Annotated in this window: 19 protein-coding genes; 12 read left to right on the top strand and 7 right to left on the bottom strand. The window is 58.5% G+C overall.

Going from position 1 to position 17,318, the window contains the following annotated elements; all coding sequences use genetic code 11:
• The first annotated feature begins 82 nt into the window (after positions 1-82).
• On the top strand, positions 83-1,639 hold the full coding sequence (locus tag ACA070_RS17860; RefSeq protein WP_497447695.1) for a TerC family protein: 1,557 nt from the start codon (positions 83-85) through the stop codon (positions 1,637-1,639).
• A 30-nt stretch (positions 1,640-1,669) separates the two neighbouring features.
• On the opposite strand, the gene ACA070_RS17855 is transcribed toward ACA070_RS17860, so the two are convergent.
• The 5 genes from ACA070_RS17855 to tnpA form a co-directional block, all read right to left on the bottom strand.
• Positions 1,670-2,101: a thioredoxin family protein gene (locus ACA070_RS17855; RefSeq protein WP_497447694.1), complete on the bottom strand. Its 432-nt coding sequence runs from the start codon at positions 2,099-2,101 to the stop codon at positions 1,670-1,672.
• Positions 2,102-2,254: 153 nt separating this feature from the next.
• Entirely contained in the window at positions 2,255-2,632 is a 378-nt protein-coding gene (locus ACA070_RS17850; RefSeq protein WP_497447693.1) for a DUF6678 family protein, read from the bottom strand.
• 56 nt (positions 2,633-2,688) lie between these two features.
• A complete protein-coding gene (gene tnpC / locus ACA070_RS17845; RefSeq protein WP_497447692.1) occupies positions 2,689-4,215 on the bottom strand; it encodes an IS66 family transposase in 1,527 nt (508 codons plus the stop codon).
• Positions 4,216-4,298: 83 nt separating this feature from the next.
• On the bottom strand, positions 4,299-4,634 hold the full coding sequence (tnpB, locus tag ACA070_RS17840) for an IS66 family insertion sequence element accessory protein TnpB (protein WP_497447691.1): 336 nt from the start codon (positions 4,632-4,634) through the stop codon (positions 4,299-4,301).
• Complete coding sequence (tnpA, locus tag ACA070_RS17835; RefSeq protein ID WP_497447690.1) at positions 4,631-4,963, bottom strand: IS66-like element accessory protein TnpA; 333 nt, start codon at positions 4,961-4,963, stop codon at positions 4,631-4,633. The genes tnpB and tnpA overlap by 4 nt, the downstream gene beginning before the upstream one ends.
• Before the next feature lie 402 nt (positions 4,964-5,365).
• Here tnpA and ACA070_RS17830 point away from each other — a divergent pair, with 402 nt between their 5' ends.
• The 10 genes from ACA070_RS17830 to ACA070_RS17785 all read left to right on the top strand — a co-directional run bounded on the left by ACA070_RS17830 (position 5,366) and on the right by ACA070_RS17785 (position 12,991).
• Complete coding sequence (locus ACA070_RS17830) at positions 5,366-5,614, top strand: type II toxin-antitoxin system Phd/YefM family antitoxin (RefSeq protein WP_497451975.1); 249 nt, start codon at positions 5,366-5,368, stop codon at positions 5,612-5,614.
• A complete protein-coding gene (locus ACA070_RS17825) occupies positions 5,604-5,885 on the top strand; it encodes a type II toxin-antitoxin system RelE family toxin (protein WP_497447689.1) in 282 nt (93 codons plus the stop codon). The genes ACA070_RS17830 and ACA070_RS17825 overlap by 11 nt, the downstream gene beginning before the upstream one ends.
• A 298-nt stretch (positions 5,886-6,183) precedes the next feature.
• A complete protein-coding gene (locus ACA070_RS17820) occupies positions 6,184-7,032 on the top strand; it encodes a transporter substrate-binding protein (protein ID WP_497447688.1) in 849 nt (282 codons plus the stop codon).
• Between the two features lie 175 nt (positions 7,033-7,207).
• Positions 7,208-7,870, top strand: a complete 663-nt coding sequence (locus ACA070_RS17815; protein WP_462026969.1) for an amino acid ABC transporter permease — start codon at positions 7,208-7,210, stop codon at positions 7,868-7,870.
• A gap of 9 nt (positions 7,871-7,879) precedes the next feature.
• On the top strand, positions 7,880-8,542 hold the full coding sequence (locus ACA070_RS17810; RefSeq protein WP_497447687.1) for an amino acid ABC transporter permease: 663 nt from the start codon (positions 7,880-7,882) through the stop codon (positions 8,540-8,542).
• Positions 8,539-9,330 carry an amino acid ABC transporter ATP-binding protein gene (locus ACA070_RS17805; RefSeq protein WP_403098137.1) on the top strand — a complete coding sequence of 264 codons (792 nt, stop codon included), beginning with the start codon at positions 8,539-8,541 and terminating at the stop codon, positions 9,328-9,330. Before ACA070_RS17810 ends, ACA070_RS17805 begins: the two co-directional genes overlap by 4 nt.
• A 30-nt stretch (positions 9,331-9,360) precedes the next feature.
• Positions 9,361-9,750, top strand: a complete 390-nt coding sequence (locus ACA070_RS17800; protein WP_497447686.1) for a RidA family protein — start codon at positions 9,361-9,363, stop codon at positions 9,748-9,750.
• A gap of 143 nt (positions 9,751-9,893) precedes the next feature.
• Positions 9,894-10,658, top strand: a complete 765-nt coding sequence (locus ACA070_RS17795; protein WP_497447685.1) for an IclR family transcriptional regulator — start codon at positions 9,894-9,896, stop codon at positions 10,656-10,658.
• Between the two features lie 39 nt (positions 10,659-10,697).
• Complete coding sequence (locus tag ACA070_RS17790; protein WP_497447684.1) at positions 10,698-11,915, top strand: amino acid deaminase; 1,218 nt, start codon at positions 10,698-10,700, stop codon at positions 11,913-11,915.
• Positions 11,916-12,055: 140 nt separating this feature from the next.
• Positions 12,056-12,991 (top strand): sugar kinase, encoded by a 936-nt coding sequence (locus ACA070_RS17785; protein ID WP_497447683.1) that lies wholly within the window; start codon positions 12,056-12,058, stop codon positions 12,989-12,991.
• A gap of 118 nt (positions 12,992-13,109) precedes the next feature.
• Here ACA070_RS17785 and ACA070_RS17780 read toward each other — a convergent pair whose 3' ends face one another.
• Positions 13,110-13,385 (bottom strand): peptidylprolyl isomerase, encoded by a 276-nt coding sequence (locus ACA070_RS17780; RefSeq protein WP_007898282.1) that lies wholly within the window; start codon positions 13,383-13,385, stop codon positions 13,110-13,112.
• Between the two features lie 52 nt (positions 13,386-13,437).
• Entirely contained in the window at positions 13,438-15,975 is a 2,538-nt protein-coding gene (locus tag ACA070_RS17775; RefSeq protein ID WP_497447682.1) for a hybrid sensor histidine kinase/response regulator, read from the bottom strand.
• A gap of 120 nt (positions 15,976-16,095) precedes the next feature.
• Here ACA070_RS17775 and ACA070_RS17770 point away from each other — a divergent pair, with 120 nt between their 5' ends.
• Positions 16,096-17,205: a PilT/PilU family type 4a pilus ATPase gene (locus tag ACA070_RS17770; RefSeq protein ID WP_497451974.1), complete on the top strand. Its 1,110-nt coding sequence runs from the start codon at positions 16,096-16,098 to the stop codon at positions 17,203-17,205.
• Positions 17,206-17,318 lie beyond the last annotated feature (113 nt).

Genomic DNA, 17,318 nt, shown 5'->3' with positions numbered 1-17,318 from the left:
TGTCACTTCATCGTCACGGCCTCTGCGCCGCGCCTTGCCGTGCCCGGCTTTCTGAATTTACTGAAGAGATCGAGACGTTTTTATGGAATGGATAGCTGACCCCACCGCATGGCTGGGCCTGTTGACTCTAATTGTGCTGGAGCTGGTGCTGGGCATCGATAATCTGGTGTTTATCGCCATCCTTGCCGACAAGCTGCCGCCCGAACAACGTGACCGTGCGCGACTCATCGGTTTGTCCCTGGCGTTGCTGATGCGTCTGGGTCTGCTGGCGAGTATTTCGTGGCTGGTGACCCTGACTCAGCCGTTGTTCGAGGTGTTCGACAAGAGCTTCTCCGGCCGCGACTTGATCATGCTGTTCGGTGGTGTGTTCCTGTTGTTCAAGGCCACCATGGAATTGCACGAGCGACTCGAAGGCCATGTCGGCCCGCGCGCTTCTAATGCCACTTATGCGATGTTCTGGCCGATCGTGGCGCAGATCGTGGTGCTCGATGCGGTGTTCTCCCTTGATGCGGTGATTACCGCTGTGGGCATGGTCGATGAACTGGCCGTGATGATGATCGCGGTGATTATTTCCATCGGCCTGATGATCGTCGCCAGCAAACCGCTGACCCGTTTCGTCAATGAACACCCGACAGTGATCATGCTCTGTCTGGGCTTTCTGATGATGATCGGCTTCGCGCTGACCGCTGAAGGCCTGGGGTTCCACATTCCGAAGGGCTACCTGTACGCGGCCATCGGTTTCTCGATCCTGATCGAGATCTTCAACCAGATTGCCCGGGCTCGCCGTAAAAAATCGATGCAGGGCCTGCGACCGATGCGTGAGCGTACGGCCCACGCCGTGATGCGCTTGCTCGGTGGCCGCACGCTGGCGGTGGAGGAGGTTGGCGAGGAGATTGCCGACCTGCTGGACAACGGCGAAGCGTCGAGTACAGGTCTGTTCGACCGTCGCGAACGGGTGATGATCAGTGGTGTGTTGCAACTCGCCGAGCGACCGATCCGCACCTTGATGACCGTTCGCGCCGACGTCGATCACATCGACCTGTCTGACGATGCCGAAGCCATTCGTACGCGCCTGATGAATTCGTCCTACTCACGGCTGCCGCTGATTCGCGATGGCGCGGTGGATGAACCGCTGGGCTTCGTGCACAAGAAGGAATTGCTCAAGGAATACCTGGCCGGCAACCAGCCGGGCCTTGAGTGTCTGGCGCGCAAGACCATCAATTTGCTGGACAGTTACTCGATCCTCAATTCCCTGGAACAGATGCGCAAAGCCTCGACCCACATTGCGTTTGTGGTCAATGAGTTCGGCGACTTTGTCGGTGTCTTGACCATGACAGACATTCTCGAATCGATCGCCGGCGAGTTGCCCGATGCCAGCGAAATCGAAGGCCCGGATGTGGTCGAGGAGAACGGTGGGTTCATGGTCAGCGGCGCGTTGAACCTGGCGCGGGTGCGACAGCGGACCGGGTTTGCTGCAGAGCCCACCGACGACTATCAGACCCTGGCCGGGCTGGTGGTCAGCCTGCTGGATCGCCTGCCGATGATCGGTGACAACCATGAGTGGGAAGGCTGGCGGCTGACCGTGGCGGCGGTTGAGGAGCGGCGGGTAACGCGGGTGTTGCTGGAGCGCGCGGTTTAGATCGTTCCTGCGCGGGGGAACGATCATTGCTCAAACTCCGATCAACGTGCGCGCCCGAGGGACAGTGCACAGTCTGCGCAGGGTCTGGCGTAACCACGCCAGATTGCGAACCGGTTTAAGGATCACCATTGCCGGTTTCACTTTGCCAATGTGCCTGGCGAACTCTTCCTGCAGAGATTGCTCAGTGCCGATGCCCTTAAGCTTCTTCACCAATTTCCCGTTCAGATAAAACAGCACGGTTGGGGTGCCGGTGACGCACGGGTGCCGAGGAGATTCGCTGGTGTTCAGCATGTAGATGTGCGCGTGATGCCTATAAGCCTCGGCGATCTGACGAAAGATCGGCCCGGCCATTTCGCAGGCCATGCAATGAGGACTGCCAAAGTAAAAAATCACCGGACGCCAGGTTTTCAGGGCTTTGCGGTAGACCGGGGCCAGCGTCGGTTGAGTGGTTGTCGAGCGCATTGAACCCTCCTTTTCACTGTGCATTGAGAGTCTGTCGACGGTAAAGGAACGGAGGCGGGCGGGTCTACTGTCAGAAATTACAGGTAGATTTTCCGTATGCGTCCGGCAAAGTCATCTAGCATAAGTTTGCCGGCTAGGCGAAACCTCAGGTACTCAGTCCCAAAGAGGCTGCATGCTAGGTCTGGTATAACCCCAAACGCGTGGCACCCCATCCTCTAGAGAGAAGGGAAGGTTGTGCTTTCTTAGCGTGGACAGTAGCCAATCGAGTGAAACCGCTTTGAGTTCGATCCACTCAATTTCTGCTACCGGATGGATGTGGTAATGCCATTCTCGATCCCAATCTGTGCAGTAATCGCTTGGAGCTAAGACACTGTGCAATCTGAACTCAGGCTTCATTTGCGGGGCGTTAATCATTGCTTTGATCAGCTCAGCCCATTTGGTGTTATTCATGACGGGAAAAATCATGCCCGCAGTCAGCAGCCTGCGAATTTTCGCTTTTTTAACCTCGTCGAGTTCAGGCAGCTGATGCATAAGATTCGCGTAATTGTATGAAGTAAGTACAGTCTAACCCAACACACCTTCCGCGATTAAACGGGCGCCCACCTGTGTGGCAGCAACTGAGTAATCTCGCTCGCCCGCTGGGTCGGCAGGCGTGTAAGAACATCCTTCAAGTACGCATACGGATCATGCCCGTTGAGCCGCGCCGACTGGATCAAACTCATGATCGCCGCCGCACGTTTACCGCTACGTAACGAGCCAGCGAACAGCCAGTTCGAGCGCCCAAGAGCCCACGGCCGGATTTGATTCTCGCACCAGTTGTTATCGATGGGCACAGCACCGTCATTGAGATAGCGCGTCAGCGCTATCCAGCGCTTGAGGCTGTAATCCAGCGCCTTGGCGATGGCCGATCCCTCAGGCACAAGCTGCCTCTGGGCGATCATCCAGGTATGAAGTGCGTCGATGATCGGTGCTGCTTTTTCCTGTCGTATTCGCTGCCGGACACCCGGTTTCAGCTCGCGTACCTCTCGTTCAACTTCATACAAAGCCGCGATGTAGTGCAGCGCTTTTTCGGCGATCTGGCTCTTGTTGGTCGCGTGCAAGTCGAAGAACTTTCGGCGTGCATGGGCCATGCAGCCGATTTCTGTAACGCCCGGTTCAAAGCCTGCCTTGTAGCCAGCGAAGTCGTCGCAGACCAGCTTCCCGTTCCAGTGGCCGAGGAAATTTCGAGCATGTTCGCCAGCACGGCTCGGGCTGAAGTCGTAAACGACCGCCGCCAGATCGGAGAACTGACTGGTGGCATAGGCCCAGACGTAGGCGCGATGAGTTTTCTTCGCGCCAGGCATCAGCATTTGTACCGGCGTTTCGTCAGCGTGGACGACGCCGTGCGTCAGCACGACTTCGCGCAGCGCATCAACCAGCGGTTGAAGTTGCACGCCGCAGTTGCCCACCCACTGCGCCAAAGTCGAACGGGCGATGGGCAGCCCGGCGCGGCCAAAGATTTTCTCTTGGCGATACAGCGGCAGATGGTCGGCGAACTTGGCCACCATGATGTGGGCCAGCAGGCCCGCTGTCGGGATGCCTTTGTCGATGACCTGCGCCGGTACCGGCGCCTGGATCAGCGTTTCGCACTGTTCGCAGGCCCACTTTCCACGGATGTGGCGCTCGACGGTGAACACGCCGGGCGTGTAGTCGAGCTTTTCGCTGGCATCTTCGCCGATGCGCTTGAGGGCGCAGCCGCACTGGCAGTGGCTGTTGTCCGGTTCGTGATGGATCAGCGTGCGAGGAAACTGCGGTGGCAGTTGTGCGCGCTTGGGTTGCTGGCGCACTTTGGCTTCAATAGGTGCCGGTTGCAGCGCCTCAAGTTCGGCTTCGATAGAGGCGATATCCGTATCGATCAAGTCGTCGAGCAGGCTGGCTTGATCCGGGCTCAACTGCTCGCTGCGCTTGGCAAACTTGAAGCGTTTGAGCAGCGCGATCTCGTGGGCCAGTTTCTCGTTGACCGACTTTTGATGATTGATCTGCTTGTCCATCGTCTCGACGCGCTGGATCAACTGCGCAGCCAAAGCACGCAGTTCTTCAGGGTTTAATTGATCGAGATTCGGATGCGAAGTCATGCCGCCGATTTTGCCAGAGAGGGCTATGGGCGGCGATGGACTGATGGGCCAATTGCGCTGGCAAGTAGGCCATGGCAGGCGAGTTAGAGCACCGTGATGGCTCCTCCGGAACCGACGCGTTGCCAAGGTAAACCGAGCACTAAGGCTTGAAGTTGCTCGGCATCCAACTCGACTTCAGAGCCGTGCCGCACGCCTGGCCAAAAGAAGCGCCCTTTATTCAAGCGCCGGGCTGCAAGCCAAATCCCTACGCCGTCATGCACCAACACTTTCATACGATTGGCGCGGCGGTTGGCGAACAGATAAGCACAGTGCGGCTTCGCCGCACCGAACACTGCGACAACTCGCGCCAGCGCGGTTTCAGTGCCGGCGCGCATGTCCATGGGCTCGATGGCGAGCCAGATGGAATCGATACGAATCATCGCAGCAGGTCTCGCAGGAAAGCGGAACATGCCGCTGCATTTTCTGCCGGCCAAATCACCACGACTACGCCTTTTGAATGAGGTACTTCGATTCGAATCGTGGCCGGAAGAACTTGAGGGGCCGCTGTCGAAGACAATGCCTTGACCGGAATAAAGGCAGTTTGCAGTGCCAGGTTTTTCTGCGCATGCACCCGAATCCATTTATGGACAAGGTTTGCATTGAGGTTGTGGGTCAAGGCGACATTGGCAATCGAAGTGTCAGCCTGCGCGCACTCGGCGATGACCTGGGCCTTAAAGGACTTGGAATAGGAACGGCGTTCTTGTGGCATGGGCGTCCGCTTAAAAAGGCTGAAAATGGTGTCCACTTAAATTTAGGTGGACACCATCGCCTTAAGCGATGGCATCAGGAAGGTGTGTTGCCCGGACGGTTACGATTTTCCTACGGTTATCAGGAATTGACTTACCGGGTTGTAGGATCAGCCCGACAGCAATCACGGAAAGCCAGAAGTGCGTAACGTGATACTTTTTTCCTTCCGTCAATGAAGGCGGTCATGGACTGGGAAAAGGTGGCTAAAACAATGAGTGAGAACCTGGAACGCAAGATAGATCCACGAATTGACAGGCAACAGACGACATGTGGTGAACGCCATCTTTATGCCAAAAGGATAGAGGCAGAGATGCTTTGGAGTGCTATTTTTAGCACCTCTAAAAGCACCCTAAGGAACAACTTCATGACACATATCGTGCTTTCGCAGGTGGTGGCCAGCATCTCTGAACTGAAAAAAAACCCGATGGGCACAGTCGCTGCCGGCGGTGGTTTGTCTGTTGCAATTCTTAACCGCAATGAACCGGCTTTCTATTGTGTTCCCGCCAAAGAATACGAAGCCCTGATGAATCGCCTGGAGGATCTGGAGTTGCTTGCCCTTTGTAAAGAAAGGGAAGACGACCCAACCGTTAAGGTCTCGATTGATGACCTATGAGCTGGAGTTTTCTGAAAAAGCCTGGAAAGAATGGAAAAAGCTTGGCGTAAATCTGAAGGATCAGTTCAAAAAGAAGCTTCAAGAGCGACTTATAAACCCGCACGTTCCCGCAGACCGTCTCAACGGGCTTGGAAACGCTTACAAAATCAAGCTGCGAAGTGTCGGGTATCGAATGGTTTATCGCGTCAGGGATGAAGTATTGGTGGTGACGGTGATCGCGGTGGGAAAAAGAGAGCGGGGCGAAGTTTACAAGGACGCAGCCACGCGCTGATGTGCTTTGCCGAAGCCCATTTACCTCTGCCTTTTCGATGACAAACCGCACCGAATTAACTCGTCAAATGCCCCAACTGTGAACCACGTACCCGCACGTTGTAGCCAACGGTAGCGGATCTCGCTGTGCGCGTTACGTAACATCGATTTTGTTTTTTTACCCATCCATTTGATTCAAAACACTTTTCAATCTCCCCTACATTCCCCCCACAACCTGTGGCACACTTTCTGCTGTCTATTCCGTTGTTACATACCAACGTCCGGTATAGCGGAATAAACATAACCCTGGAGTGCTTGCCATGCATCGCCGACCTTCCTTTTTTAAAGCGTGTGTTTTTGTTTTCGCGGCTTCGACTGCTGCCATGGGCGTGGCCCAGGCGGCGGACGGCAAGCTCGATAGCGTGCTGGCCCGCGGGAAATTGATTGTGGGCACGGGCAGTACCAATGCGCCGTGGCACTTCCAGGGAGCGGATGGCAAGTTGCAGGGGTTTGATATCGATATCGGGCGCATGATCGCCAAGGGTTTGTTCAACGACCCGACCAAGGTCGAGTACGTGGTGCAGTCGTCCGATGCGCGGATTCCCAACCTGCTGACGGACAAGGTGGACATCAGTTGCCAGTTCATCACCGTGACCGCCAGCCGTGCCCAGCAAGTGGCGTTCACCCTGCCGTACTACCGCGAAGGCGTCGGCCTGCTGTTGCCGACCAACAGCAAGTACAAGGAAATCGAAGACCTCAAGGCCGCCAACGACAGCGTGACCGTGGCGGTGCTGCAGAACGTGTATGCCGAAGAGCTGGTGCATCAAGCCTTGCCCAAAGCCAAGGTCGATCAATACGACAGCGTTGATTTGATGTATCAGGCCGTGAACTCCGGCCGTGCCGACGCCGCCGCCACCGATCAGTCGTCGGTGAAATACCTGATGGTGCAGAACCCTGGACGCTATCGCAGCCCAGCCTACGCCTGGAGCCCGCAGACCTACGCCTGCGCAGTCAAACGCGGCGATCAGGACTGGCTGAACTTCGTCAACACCACCTTGCATGAAGCCATGACTGGCGTTGAGTTCCCGACTTACGCAGCGTCTTTCAAGCAATGGTTCGGCGTTGACCTGCCAACCCCAGCCATCGGTTTCCCTGTCGAATTCAAATGAAAACTGCTGCGCTCGGAAATACTGCGGCGAAAACAGGCTCGAAATGCTCATTGACTAAAGTCAACTCCGCTTTCTCGCCTGTTTTCGCCTTGTCTTTCCTTCGCTCGCGACGTTTCCAATTGTTGAATGATGAGCGGGGCGGTGATGAATCGCCCCGTTCAAGGTACTGCTGACCATGAACTATCAGTTGAACTTTGCCGCCGTGTGGCGCGATTTCGACACCTTGCTGGCGGGGCTCGGTCTGGGCCTTGAGCTGGCGCTGGTGTCGATCGCCATCGGTTGCGTGATCGGCCTGATGATGGCGTTTGCGTTGCTGTCAAAGCACCGCGCATTGCGGGTGATGGCGTCGGTGTATGTGACGGTGATCCGCAATACGCCGATTCTGGTGTTGATTCTGTTGATCTACTTCGCCTTGCCGGGCCTGGGGATCCGTCTGGACAAGATCCCATCGTTCATCATCACCCTGTCGCTGTATGCCGGGGCGTACCTGACCGAAGTGTTCCGTGGCGGCTTGTTGAGCATTCCCAAGGGGCAGCGTGAAGCCGGGTTGGCCATCGGGCTCGGCGAGTGGCAGGTCAAGGCCTACGTCACCGTGCCGGTGATGCTGCGCAATGTGCTGCCGGCCCTGTCGAACAACTTCATTTCGCTGTTCAAGGACACCTCGCTGGCCGCCGCGATTGCGGTGCCGGAGCTGACCTATTACGCGCGCAAGATCAATGTCGAGAGCTACCGGGTGATTGAAACCTGGCTGGTGACCACAGCGCTCTATGTTGCGGCCTGTTACCTCATTGCCATGATGCTGCGTTACCTCGAGCAGCGTCTGGCGATCCGCCGATAGGAGGCCCACATGTACGAATCACCCAGTTGGTTGCATGAATTGTGGGTCGCGCGCGAAGTGCTGTTGCAAGGCTTTCTGACCAGTGTGCAGGTCTCGGCCCTGGCGATTTTGCTGGGCACGATGGTCGGCATTGTCGCCGGTCTGGTGCTGACCTACGGCAAGTTCTGGATGCGCGCGCCGTTTCGGTTTTACGTTGACCTGATTCGCGGCACGCCGGTGTTTGTATTGGTGTTGGCTTGCTTCTACATGGCGCCGGCACTGGGTTGGCAGATCAGTGCTTTCCAGGCCGGCGCCCTGGGACTGACGCTGTTTTGCGGCTCCCACGTGGCGGAGATTGTGCGCGGCGCGCTGCAAGCGTTGCCCAGTGGCCAGATGGAAGCGAGCAAGGCCATCGGCCTGACGTTTTATCAATCCCTCGGCTACGTGTTGTTGCCTCAGGCGTTGCGGCAGATCCTGCCGACCTGGGTCAATTCGTCCACCGAGATCGTCAAGGCCTCGACCTTGCTGTCGGTCATTGGTGTGGCGGAATTGTTGCTCAGCACGCAGCAGATCATCGCCCGCACCTTCATGACGCTGGAGTTTTACCTGTTCGCCGGATTTCTGTTTTTCGTCATCAACTACGCCATCGAATTACTCGGCCGGCACATTGAAAAGCGGGTGGCCTTGCCATGACTCAACCTCAAGTTTCGACGCAGAACCAGGCCCTGCTGGACATTCGCGGCCTGCACAAACAGTACGGCAAGCTCGAAGTGCTCAAGGGCGTCGACCTGACCATGCAGCGCGGCAACGTAGTCACGCTGATCGGTTCCAGCGGCTCGGGCAAGACCACATTGCTGCGTTGCGTGAACATGCTCGAAGAATTCCAGGGCGGGCAGATCGTGCTCGATGGCGAGTCCATCGGTTATGACGAGGTCAACGGCAAGCGCGTGCGTCATGCGGAAAAAGTCATCGCTCGGCATCGGGCGATGACCGGGATGGCGTTCCAGCAGTTCAACCTGTTCCCGCACTTGACCGCGTTACAGAACGTCACCCTCGGTTTGCTCAAGGTCAAGAAGCTGCACAAGGACGAAGCCGTGGCGCTGGCGGAAAAATGGCTGGAGCGGGTCGGCTTGCTGGAGCGTCGCGATCACTATCCCGGTCAGTTGTCCGGCGGTCAGCAACAGCGGGTGGCGATTGCCCGGGCGATTGCGATGAACCCGAGCCTGATGCTGTTCGACGAAGTGACCTCGGCCCTCGACCCGGAACTGGTCGGCGAAGTGCTGAACGTGATCAAGGGCCTGGCCGATGAAGGCATGACCATGTTGCTGGTCACCCACGAGATGCGTTTTGCCTTCGAGGTGTCGGACAAGATCGTATTCATGAATCAGGGGCGCATCGAAGAGCAGGGGCCACCCAAGGAGCTGTTCGAACGCCCGCAATCACCGCGTCTGGCGGAGTTTCTCAAGAACACGCGGTTTTAACTTTTATCTTTTAAATCAGGAGAAACACTCATGAGCATTACTCGTTACGGCACCGGCAGCACCGCCGCTGGCGGCCAGCCTCGTCCTTTTGCCCGCGCCGTTGAAGCCGATGGTTGGCTGCACGTTTCTGGCCAGGTGCCGGCGCTGGATGGCGAGATCATTGTTGGCGGCATCGTCGAGCAGACTCACCAGGCCATGAAGAACCTGATCGCCATTCTCGAAGAGGTCGGTTATGGCCTGGAAGACGTGGTGCGGGCCGGGGTGTGGTTGGAAGATCCACGGGATTTCACCAGTTTCAACAAGGTCTTCTCCGAGTACTTCAAACCCGAACATGCGCCGGCCCGGGCCTGTGTGCAGGCGAACATGATGGTCGATTGCAAGGTCGAGATTGACTGCATCGCGTACAAGAAAAAGGCCTGAACCGAGGTGGCTTTATCGCTAGCAGGCTAGCTCCCACAGGGAAACGCATTCCAAATGTGGGAGCTAGCCTGCTAGCGATGGCGACCTGACGGTCGTCGCTGCACTCCAGGTAAACTCCCGACACTTTAATGGGAACCACAGACATGACCGAAGACACCATCAAGCGCCGGGCTCGCGGTCTGGACCGGGCGTTCGATATCCTCGATTTCCTCAAGGAAGTCGGCAAACCGCTGCGTCCGAATGAAATCGCCAGCGGCATCGACAGCCCGAAATCCACGATCTACGAACTGGTTGCTTCCCTGCTGGAGCGACGCATTCTCGAACCCGTGGGCAAGGACGGTCACGTCTATCTCGGCCGTCAGCTCTATTTCCTCGGGCAGGCGCATTTGCGTCATTTCGACCTGACCCGCGAGGCCGATCACGCCCTGCAGGAGATCGTCAGCCAGACCCATGAAACCGCGCAAATGTGCCTGCTCAACGGGCGCAAATACACCGTGGCGCTGATGAAAGAGGGGGAGCGGCATTTCCGCATTTCCTCGGACATTGGCGAGAACGCGCCGATCCCGTGGACGGCGTCCGGGCGCCTGCTGCTGACGCACTTGAGCGACCAGCAAATCATCGACCTGATCGACCACGACGACTTCATCCTGCCCGACGGCGAGCGTCTGCCGCTGGAGCAGTTTCTCAAGGAAATCCGTCAGGCCGGTATCGATGGCTTTTTCTCCTTCGATAGCGTCGCCGACACCTTTACCCACTGCTTCGCTGCCCCGGTCAAAGACCCAGGCGGCGTGGCGATTGCGACCCTTTGCATCGTCGCCCCACGGGACGACGCCAAGAACAACTACAACGCCTATCGCCGGGTGCTGATCGACAGCGCCAATAGCCTGGCCCGGCGTATCAACGAATAACAGCGGCTGGCTGCAGCCGCGAATGTGAGGAGTTCGACCATGTCTTCTGCCCAAAATACTGCCGCCGTGGAAAAGGGCTTTGCCCAGACCGGCGCCAACCTGGTACGCGACGTCAGCCTGCCTGCGCTGGTGCTGCACCGCGAAGCGCTGGAGCACAACATTCGCTGGATGCAGGCGTTTGTCAGCAACAGTGGCGCCGAACTCGCGCCCCACGGCAAAACCAGCATGACCCCTGCGCTGTTCCGTCGCCAACTGGACGCCGGCGCCTGGGGCATCACCCTGGCCAGCGCCACGCAAACCCGCGCGGCCTACGCCCATGGCGTGCGTCGGGTGCTGATGGCCAACCAATTGGTCGGCACGCCGAACATGGCACTGATCGCCGATTTGCTGGCGGACCCGACCTTCGATTTCCATTGCATGGTCGATCACCCGGACAACGTTGCTGACCTGGGGGCCTATTTCGCGTCGCGCGGTGTGCGCCTGAACGTGATGATCGAGTACGGCGTGGTCGGCGGTCGTTGCGGTTGCCGCAGTGAGGAGGAAGTGGTCGCGCTGGCCAACGTCATCAACGCCCAACCGGCGCTGGCGCTGACCGGGATTGAAGGCTACGAAGGCGTGATCCATGGCGATCATGCGGTCACCGGCATTCGTGAATTCGCCGCGTCCCTGGTGCGTCTGGCCGTGCAGTTGCAGGACAGCGGCGCGTTCGCCATTGCCAAGCCGATCATCACCGCCTCAGGTTCAGCCTGGTATGACCTGATCGCGGAATCCTTTGAAGCGCAGAACGCCGGCGGACGTTTCCTCAGCGTGTTGCGCCCCGGCAGTTACGTGGCTCACGACCATGGCATCTACAAAGAAGCGCAATGCTGCGTGCTCGACCGTCGCAGTGACTTGCACGAAGGCCTGCGCCCGGCGCTGGAAGTCTGGGCGCATGTGCAATCGTTGCCGGAGCCGGGGTTTGCGGTGATCGCCCTGGGTAAACGCGACGTCGCCTACGACGCTGGCTTGCCGGTGCCGCTGCTGCGTTACAAGGCCGGCGTGGTGCCTGCGAAGGGCGACGATGTCAGCGCCTGTAAGGTAACGGCGGTGATGGACCAGCACGCGTTCATGACGGTGGCACCGGGGGTTGAATTGCGGGTGGGCGACATCATTTCGTTCGGCACTTCGCACCCGTGCCTGACATTCGACAAGTGGCGCACGGGGTGTCTGGTGGATGAGCAACTGAACGTCATCGAAACCATGGAAACCTGTTTCTAAGGCTTGAGACCGAGGCGCGGCCATCGCGAGCAGGCTCGCTCCCACAGGGATTGTGTGAACACTGAAAATCCCTGTGGGAGCGAGCTTGCTCGCGATGACGGCCGGCCAGACAACACCGAAACACCAGAGACCCCACAACAATGAACACCATCAGCACCCTCGGCCCCAACACCCCGCGCATCGCCCTGATCGGCGAGTGCATGATCGAGTTGCAACAACGCGCCGACGGCAGTCTGCAGCAAAGCTTCGGCGGCGATACCCTCAACACCGCGGTGTACCTGTCGCGTGAACTGGGCACGAGCGGCGTCGTCGATTACGTCACCGCACTGGGCGACGACAGTTTCAGCGATGCCATGTGCCAGACCTGGGCCAACGAAAACATCGGGCTGGGCATGGTCCAGCGCTTGCCCGGTCGACTGCCGGGTTTGTACTGCATCCAGACCGATGCAGCCGGCGAGCGACGTTTCCTGTATTGGCGCAACGAAGCGGCCGTCCGCGACTGCTTCACCACCCCGGCGGCCGCGCCGATCCTGGCCGCGCTGCCGGATTACGACGTGCTGTATTTCAGCGGCATCACCCTGGCGGTGCTCGGCGCACAAGGTCGGGAGAAGTTGTTGGAAACCCTGATCGAAGCCCGGCAGCGGGATGCGCGGATCGTGTTCGACAACAACTACCGGCCACGTTTGTGGGCGTCAGTCGAAGAGGCGCGGGCGGCTTATCGCAGCGTCTTGCCCTATGTCGATCTGGCGTTGTTGACCGTCGATGACGAGCAGGCGCTGTTTCATTTTTCCGATTGCGAGGCGGTGTTTGACGCTTACGAGCAGATTGGCACCCCCGAAGTGGTGCTCAAACGCGGTGCCGAGGCGTGCCTGATTCGCTGTGATGGCGAGTCGTTCGAGGTGCCGGCGCAGAAGGTCGAACGGGTGGTGGACACGACGGCGGCGGGGGATTCGTTCAGTGCGGCGTACCTGGCCAGTCGGCTCAAGGGCGGGAGTGCGGTCGAGGCGGCTGAAGCGGGGCATCGGCTGGCGAGTCGGGTGATTCAAGTGCCCGGAGCGCTGATTCCCAAAACTTGAAATAAGCTTTTGTGGCGAGGGAGCTTGCTCCCGCTCGGCTGCGCAGCAGTCGTAAATTGGGGCCGCTACGCAGCCCAGCGGGAGCAAGCTCCCTCGCCACAGGACCCTCGCCAGTCGCTTAATCCCGATAAAACACCTGCACCAGGTGATACCCGAATTTGCTCTTGATCGGCCCATGCACCACCCGCAGCGGCTTTTTGAAGATCACCGCATCGATCACCCCGACCATTTGCCCAGGCCGCACCTCACCCAGGTCGCCGCCGCGTTTGCCGGACGGGCAGGTGGAGTACTTCTTGGCCAGCACATCAAAGGCTTCGCCCTTGGCGATGCGTTGTTTGAGCTGCTCGGCTTCTTCCGAGGTTTTCACCAGAATATGGCGGGCTTGAGCTTTCATTGGGCATACCTTGTAACGGTGTTGACGGCGAGGCGCGCGATTATGCCTCAACTCACTCCGGTTGGCCGATCATCGTGCGAATCTTGTTGGCCAATAGATCTATGGAAAACGGTTTGGCGACCATGTCCATGCCTTCTTCCAGGAAGCCCTGGCGTTCGGCGGCTTTCTCCGCGTATCCGGTCATGAACAGCACCTTGAGCTGGGGACGGTGCTGACGAGCGATTTCCGCCAGTTGCCGGCCGTTCATCCCCGGCAGACCGACGTCAGTCACCAGCAAATCGACCCGCAGATCCGATTCCAGCAAGGGCAGGGCGGTCTTCGCGTCTTCGGCTTCATGGGCGTGATAACCCAGCTCGTTGAGCAGGTCGAGCACCAGCATGCGAACCGCCGGGTCGTCTTCCACCAACACCACGGTTTCACCGGCAATCGCCGCCGGCGCTTCGCCCGTCAACGGCAGAAGCACGTTTTCCGGTTCTGTGGCGTGCAACCGTGGCAAGTACAAACGAACGCTGGTGCCCTTGTCCGGCAAACTGAACAGGCTGACGTGCCCGCCCGATTGCTGGGCGAACCCATAAATCATCGACAACCCCAGGCCGGTGCCCTGACCAATGGGTTTGGTGGTGAAGAACGGGTCAAAAGCCTTGGCCAGCACCGAGGGCGTCATGCCGCTGCCGTTATCGCTGACGGCAATCATCACGTAATCCCCGGCCTTGACCGGTTCCAGCGTCGTGATGTCGCTGCCGTCCAGGTAAACGTTGGCGGTTTCGACCAGCAACTCGCCGCCATCGGGCATGGCGTCCCGGGCGTTGATCACCAGATTGAGCAAGGCGTTTTCCAGTTGGCTGACGTCGGTACTCACCGGCCAGACCTCGTCGGCCAGTAACAGTTTGAGCTCGATGTGGTCGCCCTTCGTACGGCTGAACAAATCTTCCAGAGAGTGCACCAGGTCATTGGCGTTGAGCGGCTTGCGATCCAGCGACTGACGCCGGGAGAACGCCAGCAGGCGATGGGTCAGGGCAGCGGCGCGATTGGCCGAGGACACCGCGGCTTCGGTGAAGCGGCCAATCTCGGCGGCGCGCCCGTCGGCGATATAGCGCTGCATCAGGTCGAGGCTGCCGATAATCCCGGTCAGCATATTGTTGAAGTCGTGGGCGATGCCGCCGGTGAGCTGCCCGACCGCTTCCATCTTCTGCGCATGGCGCAAGGCGTCTTCCGCGCGCTCGCGCTCGAACATTTCGTTTTGAAGCCGCTGGTTGGCTTCGGCCAGCTGCTGGGTACGGGCGGCGACCCGTTCCTCAAGGGTTTCGTTGAGGTTGCGCAGGGCTTCTTCGGTCTGTTTACGCTCGGTCTCGTCGATCACGAAGATGTAGAAACCATTCACCGCGCCATCCGCGCCGTGACGTGGCAGGTAATTCATCAGCGCATGCCGCGTGCTGCCGTCCCGATGGGGAGCATCGATGCTGAAACAGCAGGCCTTGCCGGTCAACGCCTCGGCAATGTGCTCGGCACGCAGGGCATAGGCGTCCGCGCCCAACACTTCAAGAATGGTTCGCCCATACAGTTCCTGGGGTGTCAGGCCGTACCAGTCCAGGTACGCAGCGTTGTTCAGGCGAAAACGCTCTTCGCGGTCGACGTAACTGATCAGGATCGGCATGGCGTTGATGATCAGTTGCAGTTCGGTCTGACTCTGGCGCAGGGCCTGCTCGGTGTGTTTGCGTTCGGTGAGGTCCAGTGCGGCGCCGAGGAAGCGGATCGGCCGGCCGTGGTGGTCCTTGTAGCAACGCCCCCGGGCAAATACCCAGCGCAGTTGCCCGTCGGGCTGCAGCAACCGATATTCCTCGGCGTACTCGGTGCCGTGAGTGATGCAGTGTTTGATACTGCGGGCGATCATCGCCCGGTCTTCCGGGTGCACGCCCTGGAGGTAATCGCTGATCGGTAACTGGCTCGCCCTGGCCGGATCGATGCCGTGCATTTGCGCAAAATGCGCATCGGCAATAAAGCGGTCTTCGCCGATGTCCCAATCCCAGGTGCCGACGGCGTCGGTGGCCGCCAGCGCCAGTTGCAGGCGCTGTTCGGTTTCGTGCTGGGCCTTGAGGCTGGCGGCCGAACGCTGTTCGAGTTCCAGCGCGATGCGTCGGCGTTCATTGGTTTCGATGGCGGTGACCAGAACGCCGGCGACCTGAGCGTTTTCATCGCGAATCGGACTGTAGGTCAGGTCCAACCAGAAGTCGGAATCACCGTCGTCACGCTGCAAGGTAAAGCGTTGTTCGCTGTAGGTTCGCACCTGGCCTTGTAGGACGGCGCTGTAAATGGGGTCGGTAAAGTCCCGGAGTTCTGGCCAGATCTGGTGCGTCGGTTGTCCGAAAGCGTGTGGATGCTTGCTGCCAGCGAGCAGGGCGAAACCGTCGTTGTAGATCTGCGTGAGCTGCGGACCCCACAGCAACAGCATCGGCATCGGCGAATGAATCACGATGTCCACGGCGGTACGCAGGCTCTGTGGCCAGGTACCGGCAGCGCCCAGCGGGGTGCGCGTCCAGTCCAGTCTGGCGATCAAGGCCTGGGCATCGCTGCCCGTCGGTGATGCGTTCATCAAATTGTCCTGCGTTTAAGTCGGTGTGGCGGCGTCAACTATCCTTGCAGGGCGGTAGACGCTGGATGACCCGCCATGGGTCATTTTTTTTCATTGAATGCTTCGCGGGTGCTTTTTGCCATGGAAATCGATGCACTGTTGCAGATACTGGCTGACCAGAACGGATCCGATCTCTATCTCTCCACCGGCGCGCCACCCAGCGCACGGTTCGACGGGGTGCTCAAACCACTGAGCGATCAGCCATTCAAACCGGGAGAAGTCGCGGCCATTGCCGGGTCCATCATGGACGCCGAACAACGTCTGGAGTTCGATCGGGAACTGGAGATGAACCTGGCGATCTCCTTGGCGGGTGTCGGGCGCTTTCGAGTCAATATCTTCAAGCAGCGCAACGATGTGTCGATCGTGGCGCGCAACATCAAACTCGATATCCCGCGTTTCGAGGACCTCAAGTTACCAGCGGTGCTGCTCGACACCGTGATGCTCAAACAAGGCCTGATGCTGTTCGTCGGCGCCACCGATTCCGGCAAGTCTACCTCCCTCGCGGCACTGATCGATTACCGCAACCGCCACAGCACGGGCCACATCGTCACCATCGAAGACCCCATCGAGTACATTCATCGGCACAATCAGTCGATCATCAACCAGCGTGAGGTCGGCGTCGATACCCGCAGTTTTCATGCCGCGTTGAAAAACACCCTGCGCCAGGCACCCGACGTGGTGCTGATCGGTGAAATCCGCGATCGCGAAACCATGGAGCACGCGCTGGCGTTTGCCGATACAGGCCATTTGGTGATCTCGACGTTGCACGCGCACAACGCCAATCAGGCGCTGGATCGCATCATCAATTTCTTCCCGGAAGAGCGGCGCACGCAGTTGCTGCATGACTTGAGCAACAATCTGAAAGCGTTCGTTTCCCAACGATTGGTGCGTACCCGTGACGGTCAACGCAGGGCGGCAGTAGAAGTGATGTTGGGGACGCCGACCATTGGCGACCTGATCAGGCGCAATGAGCTGGACGAACTTAAAAACATCATGGAAAAGTCCGCGGAGTTGGGTATGCAGACTTTCGATGGCGCACTGTATGAACTGGTGGTGGAAGGGGTGATCAGTGAGGAAGAGGCGCTGAAACATGCCGACTCGATTAATAATTTGAAGTTGCGCCTGAAACTTTGCGGGAGTGGAACTTCAATAGCTAATGCGGCCAGTGGTGACTGGGGGTTGATAGAGTAGGTTTGTTATTGGTTTTTTTAGTGGGTGATTTTGAAATATTGTCTTATGGATTTTTACTGTTTAGTTGCTCCCGGATGAATAAGGATTAACATCTGTGTAACTACATTAAATCA

Source organism: Pseudomonas sp. LBUM1678 (genome assembly GCF_059695575.1).
This window is presented reverse-complemented; position numbering and strand designations above follow the sequence as displayed.

What these genes read in the sequence shown, in the direction of transcription:
- ACA070_RS17800 (WP_497447686.1), top strand. Translation starts at nt 9,361, where the DNA reads ATGAGCATTACTCGTTACGGCACCGGCAGCACCGCCGCTGGCGGCCAG.
- ACA070_RS17785 (WP_497447683.1), top strand. Translation starts at nt 12,056, where the DNA reads ATGAACACCATCAGCACCCTCGGCCCCAACACCCCGCGCATCGCCCTG.
- ACA070_RS17790 (WP_497447684.1), top strand. Translation starts at nt 10,698, where the DNA reads ATGTCTTCTGCCCAAAATACTGCCGCCGTGGAAAAGGGCTTTGCCCAG.
- ACA070_RS17825 (WP_497447689.1), top strand. Translation starts at nt 5,604, where the DNA reads ATGACCTATGAGCTGGAGTTTTCTGAAAAAGCCTGGAAAGAATGGAAA.
- tnpC (WP_497447692.1), bottom strand. Translation starts at nt 4,215, where the DNA reads ATGACTTCGCATCCGAATCTCGATCAATTAAACCCTGAAGAACTGCGT.
- ACA070_RS17860 (WP_497447695.1), top strand. Translation starts at nt 83, where the DNA reads ATGGAATGGATAGCTGACCCCACCGCATGGCTGGGCCTGTTGACTCTA.
- ACA070_RS17775 (WP_497447682.1), bottom strand. Translation starts at nt 15,975, where the DNA reads ATGAACGCATCACCGACGGGCAGCGATGCCCAGGCCTTGATCGCCAGA.
- ACA070_RS17855 (WP_497447694.1), bottom strand. Translation starts at nt 2,101, where the DNA reads ATGCGCTCGACAACCACTCAACCGACGCTGGCCCCGGTCTACCGCAAA.
- ACA070_RS17830 (WP_497451975.1), top strand. Translation starts at nt 5,366, where the DNA reads ATGACACATATCGTGCTTTCGCAGGTGGTGGCCAGCATCTCTGAACTG.
- ACA070_RS17815 (WP_462026969.1), top strand. Translation starts at nt 7,208, where the DNA reads ATGAACTATCAGTTGAACTTTGCCGCCGTGTGGCGCGATTTCGACACC.
- tnpB (WP_497447691.1), bottom strand. Translation starts at nt 4,634, where the DNA reads ATGATTCGTATCGATTCCATCTGGCTCGCCATCGAGCCCATGGACATG.
- ACA070_RS17795 (WP_497447685.1), top strand. Translation starts at nt 9,894, where the DNA reads ATGACCGAAGACACCATCAAGCGCCGGGCTCGCGGTCTGGACCGGGCG.
- ACA070_RS17820 (WP_497447688.1), top strand. Translation starts at nt 6,184, where the DNA reads ATGCATCGCCGACCTTCCTTTTTTAAAGCGTGTGTTTTTGTTTTCGCG.
- tnpA (WP_497447690.1), bottom strand. Translation starts at nt 4,963, where the DNA reads ATGCCACAAGAACGCCGTTCCTATTCCAAGTCCTTTAAGGCCCAGGTC.
- ACA070_RS17805 (WP_403098137.1), top strand. Translation starts at nt 8,539, where the DNA reads ATGACTCAACCTCAAGTTTCGACGCAGAACCAGGCCCTGCTGGACATT.
- ACA070_RS17850 (WP_497447693.1), bottom strand. Translation starts at nt 2,632, where the DNA reads ATGCATCAGCTGCCTGAACTCGACGAGGTTAAAAAAGCGAAAATTCGC.
- ACA070_RS17810 (WP_497447687.1), top strand. Translation starts at nt 7,880, where the DNA reads ATGTACGAATCACCCAGTTGGTTGCATGAATTGTGGGTCGCGCGCGAA.
- ACA070_RS17770 (WP_497451974.1), top strand. Translation starts at nt 16,096, where the DNA reads ATGGAAATCGATGCACTGTTGCAGATACTGGCTGACCAGAACGGATCC.
- ACA070_RS17780 (WP_007898282.1), bottom strand. Translation starts at nt 13,385, where the DNA reads ATGAAAGCTCAAGCCCGCCATATTCTGGTGAAAACCTCGGAAGAAGCC.